The organism is Anabaena sp. AL93 (assembly GCF_001672085.1).
GTDB classification, from domain to species: Bacteria; Cyanobacteriota; Cyanobacteriia; order Cyanobacteriales; family Nostocaceae; genus Dolichospermum; species Dolichospermum heterosporum.
In genome coordinates this window covers 45,782-59,141 of sequence record NZ_LJOU01000023.1, presented here as the reverse complement: position 1 = coordinate 59,141, position 13,360 = coordinate 45,782, and the positions used below count along the sequence as shown (strand labels likewise).

12 protein-coding genes and 1 pseudogene are annotated in these 13,360 nt (G+C 37.9%); 6 read left to right on the top strand and 7 right to left on the bottom strand.

What is annotated here, in order from left to right; all coding sequences use genetic code 11:
• The first annotated feature begins 44 nt into the window (after positions 1-44).
• Positions 45-617, top strand: coding sequence for a signal peptidase I (lepB, locus tag AN486_RS08265; protein WP_027401287.1), 573 nt, complete (start codon positions 45-47; stop codon positions 615-617).
• Positions 618-663: 46 nt separating this feature from the next.
• Here the strand turns inward: lepB and AN486_RS08260 are convergent, their stop codons facing one another.
• Both AN486_RS08260 and AN486_RS08255 read right to left on the bottom strand, forming a co-directional pair.
• Complete coding sequence (locus AN486_RS08260; RefSeq protein ID WP_168636384.1) at positions 664-1,197, bottom strand: ComEA family DNA-binding protein; 534 nt, start codon at positions 1,195-1,197, stop codon at positions 664-666.
• 27 nt (positions 1,198-1,224) lie between these two features.
• Positions 1,225-1,596, bottom strand: a complete 372-nt coding sequence (locus tag AN486_RS08255; RefSeq protein WP_039199390.1) for an NINE protein — start codon at positions 1,594-1,596, stop codon at positions 1,225-1,227.
• A 470-nt stretch (positions 1,597-2,066) separates the two neighbouring features.
• Between AN486_RS08255 and AN486_RS08250 the strand changes: the two genes are divergently transcribed.
• The gene (locus AN486_RS08250; RefSeq protein ID WP_039199368.1) at positions 2,067-2,390 is read left to right on the top strand and encodes a DUF1825 family protein; all 324 of its coding nucleotides are present in this window, start codon (positions 2,067-2,069) and stop codon (positions 2,388-2,390) included.
• Positions 2,391-2,489: 99 nt separating this feature from the next.
• Here AN486_RS08250 and AN486_RS08245 read toward each other — a convergent pair whose 3' ends face one another.
• Positions 2,490-4,412: a transglycosylase domain-containing protein gene (locus AN486_RS08245; RefSeq protein ID WP_053538705.1), complete on the bottom strand. Its 1,923-nt coding sequence runs from the start codon at positions 4,410-4,412 to the stop codon at positions 2,490-2,492.
• A 173-nt stretch (positions 4,413-4,585) separates the two neighbouring features.
• On the opposite strand from AN486_RS08245, the gene tyrS reads away from it, so the two are divergent.
• Positions 4,586-5,782: a tyrosine--tRNA ligase gene (gene tyrS / locus AN486_RS08240; protein ID WP_290600120.1), complete on the top strand. Its 1,197-nt coding sequence runs from the start codon at positions 4,586-4,588 to the stop codon at positions 5,780-5,782.
• A gap of 147 nt (positions 5,783-5,929) precedes the next feature.
• Positions 5,930-6,046: pseudogene (locus AN486_RS08235) on the top strand (Uma2 family endonuclease); the annotation flags it as partial.
• Positions 6,047-6,120: 74 nt separating this feature from the next.
• Here the strand turns inward: AN486_RS08235 and AN486_RS08230 are convergent.
• Positions 6,121-7,455, bottom strand: coding sequence for an ATP-binding protein (locus AN486_RS08230; protein WP_290600117.1), 1,335 nt, complete (start codon positions 7,453-7,455; stop codon positions 6,121-6,123).
• A 160-nt stretch (positions 7,456-7,615) separates the two neighbouring features.
• A complete protein-coding gene (locus AN486_RS08225) occupies positions 7,616-7,771 on the bottom strand; it encodes a hypothetical protein (protein ID WP_290600116.1) in 156 nt (51 codons plus the stop codon).
• Positions 7,772-8,410: 639 nt separating this feature from the next.
• Between AN486_RS08225 and pyrF the strand changes: the two genes are divergently transcribed.
• On the top strand, positions 8,411-9,121 hold the full coding sequence (gene pyrF / locus AN486_RS08220) for an orotidine-5'-phosphate decarboxylase (RefSeq protein WP_290600115.1): 711 nt from the start codon (positions 8,411-8,413) through the stop codon (positions 9,119-9,121).
• A 169-nt stretch (positions 9,122-9,290) separates the two neighbouring features.
• On the opposite strand, the gene AN486_RS08215 is transcribed toward pyrF, so the two are convergent.
• Positions 9,291-10,436 carry a cold-shock protein gene (locus tag AN486_RS08215; protein WP_053538701.1) on the bottom strand — a complete coding sequence of 382 codons (1,146 nt, stop codon included), beginning with the start codon at positions 10,434-10,436 and terminating at the stop codon, positions 9,291-9,293.
• A gap of 210 nt (positions 10,437-10,646) precedes the next feature.
• On the opposite strand from AN486_RS08215, the gene AN486_RS08210 reads away from it, so the two are divergent.
• Positions 10,647-11,291, top strand: coding sequence for a hypothetical protein (locus AN486_RS08210; protein ID WP_290600113.1), 645 nt, complete (start codon positions 10,647-10,649; stop codon positions 11,289-11,291).
• 135 nt (positions 11,292-11,426) lie between these two features.
• On the opposite strand, the gene sir is transcribed toward AN486_RS08210, so the two are convergent.
• Complete coding sequence (gene sir, locus AN486_RS08205; RefSeq protein ID WP_053538699.1) at positions 11,427-13,340, bottom strand: sulfite reductase, ferredoxin dependent; 1,914 nt, start codon at positions 13,338-13,340, stop codon at positions 11,427-11,429.
• Positions 13,341-13,360 lie beyond the last annotated feature (20 nt).

The following is a 13,360-nucleotide window of genomic DNA, read 5'->3' as shown; positions in this document are numbered from 1 at the left end:
CACTTCCCCCACTTCCCCCACTTCCCCCACTTACACTGTTAACTATGACTCCTCACAAAAGTGATATTAAAGATACTTCTTCACAAACAAAAATCTGGAGTAGTTGGCAGGAAAATTTAGTTTTAATAACTATTGCCCTGTGTTTAGCGCTTCTAATTCGGACATTTATTGCTGAACCACGCCTGATTCCCTCAGAATCAATGTATCCTACCTTGCACACAGGCGATCGCTTAGTTGTAGAAAAAGTATCATACCGCCTTCATCCTCCCAAAATCGGCGATATCATCGTTTTTAACTCACCACCAGAACTACAAAGACGTGGATATTCTCAAAACCAAGCCTTTATCAAACGGGTAATTGGTGAACCAGGCGCAATAATTAGTATCGCTCAAGGTAAAGTTTACCTCAACGGTACAGCCTTAACAGAAGACTACATTGCCGAACCACCAAACAGCCCATTTCCAGAAATCAAAGTCCCAGAAGGCGCATTTTTCGTCATGGGAGACAATCGGAATGATAGTAATGATTCTCGCTATTGGGGTTTTGTCCCCAGTCAAAACGTCATCGGTCGCGCCACGTTCCGCTTCTGGCCTCTTGACCGCATCGGCTTAATCTAGTTTACTTACAATTAACAACTGACAACTGGGCGCAAGCCCTGCGCCCCTACGAAAAGCGTAAATAATACATTAATTGAGCGATCGCATCCCCAGATAATTCTAAACGTTGTTGAAAATCTGCTAAACTCCGGTAAGAACCAGCAGCCACACGGTTTTCCACAACTATCTGTGCTAAAGATAAATCTATAAAAGGGATTTTGGCAAGACTTTCTACCGAAGCAGTATTAGGATTAATCGGCTGAGGTTTATCCAGGGAATTCTGATCATAATAATTAAAATTCAGCAAAGGTTTTAAGGGTTCTAATCGTTGTACTGGCAAACCCAAAGCCGCCGCCACATCTTCAATACAGTAGAATACCACACCAGCGCGAGAAAGTTCCACAAGCGATCGCCCTTGGTGAATTGACAACCCAGGTAACCGCAGCCAATCATCCACAGTCGCCTGATTAGCATCAACACCCAAACCCAACTCAGCCGCCATTTGCACCTCTTCCCAGGACTGCAAACGATAATAGGGATCATTTATCAACTTAGCGCGAAGCCTTTGCAATTTCAGATTTAAAGGTAGCCACTTATTCATTCTTAACCCGATCCTTTTACCAATCACCTAAATCTGATCCAACATCTGACGACGTTTTTGCTCAAACTCATACTCAGAAATTAATCCATCTTGACGGAGTGCTTCTAACTCACGCAAAGCATTAGCAACCGATTCCACTTGATTACCAACTGGTGATGGTACTCTCGTTACCGACTCACCCAAATTAAAATATCGATCAAAAGTTTCTTCCTCTTGAGTTAAATACCAAACCCCTTCAATAGCACAAGCCACCTTGGGAATAGGTGTCCAAGACAACAAAACATATAGAATTCCCCAAAGTGGCTGTCCCAAGTAAAATTTATGTAAACCCGAAACCGTTAATGTGCCGGAAAATGCTAGAATAGCAGCAATAGTACGGCTTTTTCGTTTAGTGAATATCATTTTATCTATAGCCATTCTACTCAATTCGTCAACTAATGGGTCAAGTTAAGTAGGTGAACACAATAAAACCAAACTGTGTAAAGAGACGTAAAATCGCCCAAACCCTCTTGCCTCTTGCCTTTTGCCTCTTGCCTTGCCATAACGACAATTTTCAACGCCAACCTACTTACATAGATTAGTAGTAGGTTGGGTTGAGGTACGTATCCCTGACGGGAGGCGTTAGCCATAACCCAACAAATACGTCGGGTTGCGCTGTCGCTTCATCCAACCTACAAAAAATAATCTCCGCGTCTTTAGACCGGAGAGTGTCAACGAACTCTATACTTGAAGTCAAGTAGTGAAATTCCGGTAAAAACCCCTACTTTAACCGAAGTAGTTTCCCCAGATGAATCTTCTACAATAAAATAAGACATAAAGGCAAAATTCGGAGCTACTCAACTAATAGCATTAAGTTAAAGAAAAGCAAAATGGGATTCTTCGACTCTGAAATAGTGCAGCAAGAAGCCAAGCAATTGTTTGAAGACTATCAAGCACTGATTCAACTTGGCAACCACTACGGCAAATTTGACCGCGAGGGCAAGAAGCTGTTTATTGAGCAAATGGAGTCCATGATGGATAGATACCGCGTCTTCATGAAGCGTTTCGAGCTATCAGAGGATTTCATGGCACAAATGACCATGCAGCAACTAAAAACTCAACTAGGTCAGTTTGGCGTAACTCCACAACAAATGTTTGAGCAAATGAACGTGACCTTAGAAAGGATGAAAGCGGAATTGGAAAAAACAAAATGACTGAGAACTGGAAGCAGTGACAGTAGGGGAGGATAGAGAACTTTTGACTGTTCCCTGTTCCCTGTTCCCTGTTCCCTGTTCCCTGTTCCCTGTTCCCTCTTAATTTGATTTAGGACGTGGAAACTGAGAAGTAGACTTAAACTTTTCTACAGGTACACCCTTGAGCGCCTTTGTCATAAAGTCCCGCCATATAGGGGCTACCATGACCCCACCAGTTGCTCCACGTGCCAGTTGTTTGCTATCGTCTCTCCCTACCCACACAGCAGTAGTTAACTGCGGTACAGTACCGATAAACCAAATATCCTTTTCTGAGGATGTAGTTCCTGTCTTACCAGCAGCAGGGCGACCTATTGCAGCATTTTTACCTGTACCTTCAGTCATTACTGAAGTCATAATATCAATAGTAGCTGCTGAAGCCCAAGGATCTAAAACTTGTTTTGGTTTGGGTGTATTATCGAGAATCACATTACCAGCACTATCGGTAATGCGAACAATTACTGTGGGTGGTGACTGCCAACCATAATTAGCCAATGTAGCATAAGCGCTAGTCATTTCTAAGGGAGTAACACCAATAGCGCCCAAAGGTAGAGAAGTAACTGGTTCCATTGGACTCATAATACCCAAAGTCCGGCAGGTTTCAATGACTTTATTCATCCCCACCGCTTTACCAAGTTTAATGACCGGAATGTTGCGAGACTGGGCAAGGGCTGTGCGAATTGACATCGCTCCTGAGAAACTACCATCGTAGTTTTTCGGGTAGTACCAACCATTACCATCTTGATAACTAACTGGAGCATCTATGACTGTGGTATCAGGTGTATATTTACCAGTAGCAAAGGCGGCATAATAAACAAAAGGCTTGAATGAAGAACCTGGTTGGCGTTGGGCTTGGGTAGCTCGGTTAAATTCACTGAGTTTATAATCTACACCACCGACAAGGGCTTTCACGAAGTGAGTGCGAGGATCAATTGACACTAGCGCCATTTGATTCTTAGATAACCCTTGGGACTGAAGCTTTTCATGCCATTCTTTGACGGTTTCTTCAGCCATTGTTTGGAATTTAGCATCAACAGTGGTTTGGACGCGCATTCCGCCTTTAAGCAGGGAATCACGACCAAATTTTTTCGCCAGCTCTTGAGCTACAGTATTGGTGATGTAAGGTGAGGCACTACCCTGAAAAGACCTGATCTTACCCAGTTTAATTGGTTGTTTCAGGGCATCATCATATTCTTTTTTGGTGATCCAATTTAACTCTACCATCCGCCCCAGAACTTCTTTTTGTTTCTGTTTGGCAAGTTTCATACTCGCAAAAGGGCTAAACTCTTCTGGTGCTTGGATTAAACCTGCCATCATAGCTGATTCACCCAAAGTTAAATATTCTGCTGATTTATTAAAATAACTGCGGGCTGCTGTTTGCACACCGTAATTGTTATGACCCCAATAAACTTGATTGAGGTACATTTCTAGAATTTCGTCTTTACTGAGGATTTGCTCTAAACGAATTGCTAGGACAGCCTCTGCCAATTTCCGCGTAAAAGCCCGTTTTTGAGATAAAAATAGGTTTTTAACTAATTGCATGGTGATGGTAGAACCACCTTCTTTCACACCTCCCGCTACCATATTAACTACTATGGCACGACCAACACCAGTGGGGTTAATGCCATGATGCCCATAAAAGTGACCATCTTCACTAGCTAAGACGGCGCGTTTGAGGTTGGGGGAAACTTTATTGAGGGGTACTACTTCTCGGTTAGCTTCCCCGTGGATACCAGTTAAAAGTTTGCCTTTTATATCGTATATGTAAGTTGTTTCCGAGGGGAAAAAGTTTTTTATTTGTCTAACATCTGGTAAATTACGGAAACTAATGGCTAAACCTACTAGTGTTCCCGCAACAATAGAGCTTGTTAGGAGTGTTATAGATAGCAAAGTACCGCCAGTTATCTGACCTACTCCCTTAAAGAACTCAAATCCAGATGAAGCCTGCTCTTGTGGTTGTTTGTTTGCAAAAGTCCTAGACGACACGGCGATCTCACTTCCTCACTTGTAAATTTAAATGTAATTCATTAAATGGAAAAAGGCAGTTAATTTTTTGCAATTATAGTAATCTGGCAGAAGAAAGGACAAATAATTGGTTTGTGAACATAATAAACTTAACTTTTAGTGTGGAAAGTATAGTTAATAGTCAATTTCATAGTATGACGCAAAATTTCTCTTGGTTGCATCGTGGTGTGGCAGAAATTTTTCCGCAACCCCATGTTGGTGATAATGATACGGAAAGTCTGGAAAAGCGCTTGCTTAATTCTGACCGTCCTTTAAGAATTAAACTAGGTATTGACCCGACTGGGGCAGATATTCATTTTGGTCATAGTATCCCTGTACGGAAGTTGCGGGCTTTTCAAGATGCTGGTCATACAGCGGTAATGATTATTGGTGATTTTACTGCCCGAATTGGTGATCCTACTGGTAAATCTGAGGTGCGTCGTCAGTTGACAGAAGCTGATGTAGCACAAAATGCCCAAACTTATCTTGACCAAGTCCGTCCTATTTTAGATTTTGATACCCCCGGTAGACTTGAGGTACGTTATAACTCAGAATGGCTTTCTCGTCTAGATTTAGGAAAAACTTTAGAGTTGCTTTCGACAATGACTGTCGGACAAATGTTAGCAAAAGAAGGTTTTGCGGAACGTTATAAACAAGAGAGTCCGATTTTTCTCCATGAGTTCCTGTATCCACTGATGCAAGGTTATGATTCTGTGGCTGTGGAGGCTGATGTAGAATTGGGAGGGACTGATCAAAAATTTAACATTGCTGTGGGACGAGATTTACAACGCCATTTTGGTCTGAAGCCTCAGTTTGGATTGTTATTGCCAATTCTCATTGGTACTGATGGTGTCCAAAAAATGTCTAAGTCTTTAGGTAATTATGTGGGTTTAGGAGAACATCCTTCCCAAAAGTATCAAAAACTTCAAGGTATACCAGATAATTTACTGTCACAGTATTTTGAACTGCTCACAGATTTATCTTTGGATGGTCTGCCAGAAAACCCGCGCCACGCCCAAGAATTTTTGGCCTGGGAAATTGTCCGTCAGTATCACGGTGAACAGGTGGCTAATGAGGCGAAGGAAGCGGCAAAAAGTGGTGGGAAGGAGGGAGCATTACCAGAATTTTCTCTGGCTGCTGTTCCTCAATTTCCTGCTAAATTAGCTTTTATTCTTGGTGCTACCGGTTTATGTAAAAGTACAGCCGAAGGTAAACGGAAAATTCAGGAGGGTGGAGTGAAGATAAATGGTGATAAGATTGCTGATGCGGATTTAAGTTTTTCTACACCTGATGATTTATATGATAAGGTGTTACAGGTGGGTAAGAAGAATTTTGTGCGGTTGGTAAAGTAGCTGTCAGCTATCAGCTTAAAATGCAAAACGGAAAACATCACGAAAGTAGGGGTAATTCATGAATTACCCCTACGAAACAATTAGGTTTTTGATTACTTCCTGGGTAAGTCTTAATAATGTTGCCATTATCAATAATTCTTAAAAGTCATGATTCAAACCTTAACTAAAATTGTTACATTCGAGGAATTTGTTAACTGGCTTCCTGACAATTCCGATATATGTTATGAATTACATCGTGGAGAAATTGTTAAAATGGCGCAACCAATAACGAACCACAGAGGCACAGAGAACACAGAGAAATGAGGGTTTGAGGAATATTTTGCGTAAGTCCTGTAATCTTAACAAAAATTTCTGACATATTCCCTGAAAATAGGAGATAAATGAAAAAATATGTTATCCTCTATAATTTTGTGAATTAAATACCTTTTTTGTAGAGATTCTAACCCATTAATAAAATTAGTAGAAGATAATTCTAAGGTAATTTTTAAATCTTTTCTAGATACAGGTTGATTACACTTACTGAATGCTAAAATAATCTGTTGTTCAATGGGTGATATTTTGTTAAATATTTGACTAAATAAAGATTGCATTTCTTGAGTAATTACTAATTCATTTTCTGCTAAAAATTCACCAACTTTACCATTAAAAATCTTTTTAATTGAGATGGTAATAGTTTTTAGAAACAATGGATGACCTGTATATAATATCATTAAATTTAACCAAGTATCTTCATCTTTTAATCCGGTATTTTTGAGAATATCTATATTTTCTAGTCCTGATAATTCTAAAGACTTAATGGGATATAATTCTTCATCTAAAGATTCCATTTCTGGACATTGTTCTTGACTCATTAATATGACGCTACTTTGATGTTGGGTTTCTGTAATCATTTTGAATAAGGTTTGATAATCTTGATATTCTGGTTGATATTTTCCCGCAAATTGATGAGGAGTAAAGATATTTTGTACATCATCAAGGATTATTAAGCATTTTTTATTTGTGAGAATATCAAATAATTGTTTTAATTTATCATTTATAGTTGCTTTGGGTTCTTGTTGACAAGTATTTAATAAGTCGTTAATTAGTAAATTTAGGGATTTTGGAAATTTTAAACTTCTCCAAATAATAACTTCAAACTTTTGTTGATGTAAGTCTATAAATCTTTTAACGAGTGTGGTTTTACCAATACCGGCTAATCCTAAGATGGAGATTAAATTAGTATTTTGGTTTAATATCCAATTGAATAAAGTATCAATTTCGGAAATGCGATCGCAAAAACGATTAATTTTAGGAGCAATAGTTAAATCATAATAGAGTTGATTCTTAATACCTTGTTTTGTATTTTTAGAAGATTCATTATTATCATTATGACAATAATTTATCTGATTATTACCAAAATTATAAAACTGAGAATTATTTATAACTCTTTCTATAGTCCAACAAAAATTATGCTTATTAACATCTTCTCCTAAAGATTCTGATAAAATTTGCCATAGTTTACGTCCAACACTTCTAACGCGACTTTCGCTGCGATGACATTCATCCGCTATTGTCTCATAAGTTTTTCCATCATAAACTCCTGTAATTACAGTTTTTTGCAGATCATCTAAACGTTTTCCTGTCTTATTTAAGATCAATTGATCAGCAAATTGTAAAATTTCTGCAACATCCATAAGATTAGGTCATGATAAGATTCTCAGCAATTATAGCGTATTCTTACGCATCATTGTAAGCTATTTTAATATATTTCCTTGACAGTTCGTTACAAAACACAGTCTTAAACAGTCTTTTGGATTATAAAAAAAGATGATACATATAACCTGTGGTCAAAAATTAAAAATTTGCTGTATTGATACTTAGAGGCAATTTATGCATAATCCACTGACAAATATCCTTCATTGCTTCATATAAATTGTTATTTCCAGAAACCGCATGATAAGACTTTTCACCACTGGCATTTGATATAGGTAAAATAGCAACTGTATTCATAATGCAGATGAAGAATATAAGTGATTTTATTATAAAATATTATTATACGATAAATTAGAAAATATTTTTGCTAATCGCCGTATCATAAACTGTCTATTTTGTCAACCCACCCTTGACGTTGCTTTACAAAACTACATCAAGGTATTTCTAAATTTGTCCAAAAAATTCTCCATCACTCCTGAATATTTTCCCCGTTCTCACTTTCCCTATTTCTCAAATACCTATAAATAAAGGATTTCCAGATTCTACTTCCTACAATTTTAGAAAATTGATATACTACGCCTAGATTTTGAAATTTTACCAAATCGCTGAAACTATTGCAAGATCCTTGATAAATAGAAATTATTCTCAATAAAATATTAAGAAAATATGAATATGAAGTTATATTAATTTTTGTAGGATAGAAATATTTAAACTATTTTTCAAATATCTATAATTTAAACTTATAAATTAAGGAAATAACAGGGTTAAGAGCAAAATTTTTGTTGTACTCTATTAAATAGTATTTATATGTTATTAAACACTTATAGGCTTTAATTAAGTAAGTCTAATTGTTAGACTACTGAAAAGTAGTCATATTAAACATCGCTATTGAAGTATAATAAATTGGATAATATGTAATAAGTAATAATCAGAATTATGAATGTTGATAAAATTATCGTTCCTTTAGATGTACCAGATTTAGACAGTGCGATCGCTCTTGTTGATGAACTTCCTCAAGTCACTTTCTGGAAAGTTGGTTTGGAGTTGTTTACTAGCACAGGTCCCAAGATTCTGGATATCCTCAAATCTCAAGAAAAGCGGATTTTCCTCGATTTGAAATTTCACGATATCCCCAATACTGTTGCTGGTGCTTGTCGGGCTGCGGCTGGTTATGGGGTGGATTTATTGACAATTCACGCAACTTGTGGTAAAGATGCTCTTAAAGCTGCGGCGGAAGCGGTGCAAATTGGGGCGGAAAAAGCCGGGACAAAACCACCTAAGTTAATCGCTATTACCTTGTTAACCAGTATTTCGGCGCGACAATTGGCGGTTGATTTAAAAATACCTTTAGAATTGCCAGAATTCGCTTTAGAAATGGCACTATTGGCTCAAAATTCTGGTTTAAATGGGGTCGTTTGTTCTCCCCAAGAGGTGCAACAATTAAGAACAAGTTGTGAAAAGGATTTTTTACTGGTTTGTCCAGGAATACGACCAATTTGGGCTGAGAAAGGAGATCAAAAGCGATCGCTCACTCCCTCCCAGGCTATCACAGCCGGTGCAGATTATCTCGTTATCGGTCGTCCCATTACTGCGGCGGCTGTTCCTGAGTTAGCTTGGAATCAGATTGTTGAGGAGTTGAAGATATAATCTGATTATCAAGATAGTTCTTCCTCGTCATCTTCATGATAACAAATTCAAAATCAATTGTCAACCCTCTTAATACTATTTTTTTGCTTTTGTTGGGAGTAAATTAATAACGAGCAAATATTTGAATCAAATCGGTTTTACGTTTTAGGAAAAAATATCTGTCTAACAATCAAGATTTATCAATTACTGCCAAATTTGCAGATAGTTCATCTTCTTCAAACGCATCTGAATACAGTCTTTTATTAAAGACGTTCATTAGATCCTGAACTGCAACTTCTTTAACGCGAATTCCGTCAACATCATACAATTCTCTAGTATTGTTCTTAGTAATTATCCATACCTGACAATTTTTACCCTGGATTTGCAGAGTTTTTTTTCTAACATCGCCATTTGTTAATCTAAAATCAATTGTGATCTGAGAGTTCTTCAATTTATTGACATAATTTTCAATTTGTTCTTTTTTGTGTTCTTCAAAAGTGTTTCTGAGAGTACAGTCATACATCACTGCTAGACTACCAATTATGAAAAAACCATCGGCTCTACCAGCTTGGTTTTTTTTATCGTATTGATATAAACTGTGAATACCAAGTAGCCTGAGAATCATAAATGTATAATCCTCAAACTCTGCTGGATCTGATAGTGTCTTATGATTACCCAAAAATAAACAAATTTTTTCCTTGAGTTCTTTTAAATTGAAAATATTGTTATTATAAACTTGTAAATTGGTGATTGATTTTTCTATCTCAGAAGTTTGTGAATTGATTGGTGATACTATATCAGAAGTTTGTATATTAGTAACTGAATGTATAGGTTGATTTGTTCTAGGTGACAGCAATTGGATATGTTTAACTGATTTTATAACCCTCCCATCTCTATAATTTATAATTTTTACTACAAATCTAACTTTATCTCCTTTTACAATATTTTCTATTTGTATTTCCTCTAAATCTTCTTTAAAAAAGAATAAATCTTTATTTAGATTGTCTAATGGTTGGTCGGTTTTGATAAAACCGTTACCTTTTTCTATGCTTACCCAATTGATAACACCTGTTAAACTAATGGTCTTATTCAAGAAACGCACTTCCTCGGCAATTTTTTGTATAGTCCCATCTTTTCTATTCCATTCAGTAATACTGAATTCTACTACATCTGCTCGTTCAACATATTCAATACTGATACCAATCAGTTTATCAGCAAAGAAAAGTATGTCACCTTCATGACCAGGTATTGGTCTATCGGGATCAATAAATCCCAGACGACTTTTGCCTTCCTTAATACTAATAGCTCGGATTTTTCCTGTGAATTTCACGCTCATTGACTGACAACTCCTAAAAGTGGTAAATATAGGCCTGCCTAAAAACTGCACAAGCTAACAGTTCTCGGTGTTAGTATTTTATACTATACATTTTGGTACAAAAGATGTCAAAGCTGTTATTGCTTATCAGTACAAGTAAATAGAAAATCGGGATCACCATAAAGCGATAGGTTTAGGTTAATTAGACACCAATTATGGCAAAAACAAGCAATGCTAAAGCCTTTCTGTAGTTTAGGAGTTCAAAAGCAAGAAAGAAGAAGGAAGAAGAAAGTAAATTTCTCTCCTGCTTTTTGGTGCTTATATTTGATAGCCTGTAATTGCTGGCTGTTTATTTCTCCTGGATTTCATTACTCCGCTGATGCTAAAAATATTCCTCCCAAACCTGTAAATCCCAAAATTAGTAATTCTTGTTCTGAGCAAAGTTTAGAAACTTTAACAACTCAGCTAATGTTAGATTTACCTAGCTATACTAATCGTGTTATCCAGCGTGCGCGTATTCTGAACAGGAGTGTGGATACTTTTTCCTATATATTAGTTGCTGGTAAACCAGAGTTTGAACCTTTACCATTAAATCCAAGTATTGATAATGGGGATAAGTATAACGCCGAAGGAGTAAAACAGGTTTTCTTTACTACCCTAGAACGGACATATATCCACAAAAAACCTGTGGAATTACAAGAATTTCACAGGCTATTTTTGACAAAAACGAACATTGGTTGGACTGTGGTAATGATGTTTACCCAAGACGGTAGTTATCCAGTCAAACCACCTATCGCACCACCGAGAAATAGTAGTAACGGGGCGATCGCTCAAGGTGTTAAACTGTGGTTACGAGATTGTCAAACAATTGATTAAAGAGTCAGGAGTCAGGAGTCAGGAGTCAGGAGTCAGGATAAAGAAGAATAAAGAAAATTTCTCTCCCTGTTCCCTGTTCCCTATTCCCTATTCCCTTCCCGATAAGTTCTCAACTCAACTAGAATTGCTATATTTTTACAGAGTTTGGAAATACTTCTCCAAAGCCTCATGTACCAAATCAGTCATCGGTCGTTCTTGTTTTTCCGCAGTTTCCCTGAGTTGAGCGTAAAAATCATCCCGCAGACTGACACGGTGACGGGATTTACCACTGCTGGTAGAGTCTCCTGGGGTGTATTCAGCCACAAATTCCCGAATCGCATCAAAACCCAATCTGTCGCAAAAATCCCCAAAACTTTCTTTTGGCGTGCGGAACTTTTTAAAGAAGACAAAAATCGGTTCTAGGAAACTTTCAATATCATCATGGTGCAATTTTTCTGTAAAAGGTTGTGCTAACCGGGTTTGATGTGGTGAACCACCCAACCAAACTTGATAGGATTCTGGCGCACTACCCACTAAACCCAATTCTGCCATATAAGGACGAGCGCAACCGTTAGGGCAACCGGTCATTCTGACCACAAAATGTTGATTTTGTAAACCCAGTTTATCTAATAAAGCCCTAATTCTCTCTAAAATTCCAGGAATGGCTCGTTCTGATTCTGTGATGGCTAAACCACAGGTAGGTAAAGCCGGACAAGCCATAGCATATCTTGTTAATGCTGCTATTTGATCAGGGTCAGCAACAACGCCGCAGTTATCCAGAATCTCTTGAATGGCTACTTTATCTTCTGGTGCGATGTCGTAAAATAGTAGGTTTTGATTACCTGTGAGGCGAATTGGCAGGTTAAATTGTTCAACAATTGTCCGCAAAGCGGTTTTGAGTTGAAATGTGCCATCATCTTTGACACGCCCGTTATCAATAGAAATACCTAAGAAGAGTTTACCGTCTCCTTGTTCATTCCAGCCCAGGAAGTCCTTATATTTAAACTGGATTAGGGGTTTAAATGGTTCGAGTTTTTTGCCAAGGTATTCTTCTACTTGAGTGCGGAATTTATCTACACCCCAATCATTAATTAAGTATTTTAATCTCGCGTGTCGTCTGTCCGTGCGATCGCCATAATCTCGTTGTGTCGCAACTATAGCTTTTACAAGATTATATACATCAGCTTTGGCTACATAGCCAATCGGGTCAGCGGTTCTGGCAAAGGTTTCTTCTTTATTATGAGTTCTACCCAAACCACCACCAGCAAAAATATTAAATCCTGCTAATGCGCCTTTTTTATTGGTAATCACTACCAAAGTCAAATCTTGGGAATATAAATCAACAGAATTATCGCCGGGAACTGTGACGCAAATTTTAAATTTGCGGGGCATATAGTGAGTTCCATAGATAGGTTCTACGGAATCATGAACAATAGTACCATTACCGTTGCTGTGTCGGGCTGCTTTAACATCTGGATGTTCTTCGGCACTGACGGCTTTTTCCCCGTCTAACCAAATTTCGTAATAAGCACCGGTTTGGGGAGAAAGTAAATCAGCGATATTTTGGGCATATTCCCAAGCATACTGATATTCTGAGCGATTTTTAAAGGGGGCTGGCGGAGCCATGACGTTGCGGTTAATGTCACCACAAGCGCCCAAGGTTGAACCGAGATTTTCGACAATTGTAGCGATCGCCGCTTTCAGGTTCTTTTTCAGGATACCATGTAGTTGAAAGCCTTGGCGAGTAGTAGCTCTGAGGGTATGATTACCATATTCATCAGCCAATTTATCCAAAGCCAAATATAGCTCAGGGGGTACTAACCCGCCGGGATTTTTTGTCCGCAGCATCATTTGGTAATCTTTTTCCTGACCCTTAACGCGGTTATCACGGTTATCCTGTTGATAAGAACCATGAAACTTGAGAATCTGAATTGCGTCTTCAGTAAAGTGGGTGGTGTCTTGGAGGATTTCCGTCGCCACAGGTTCACGCAAAAAATTACTATTTTCTTTGATACCTTCAACTTTAGAAGGCTTACGATTAGTTACAGGAGAAGCAGCAGAGTTAACCATTACAGTAGATACTTGTGTCA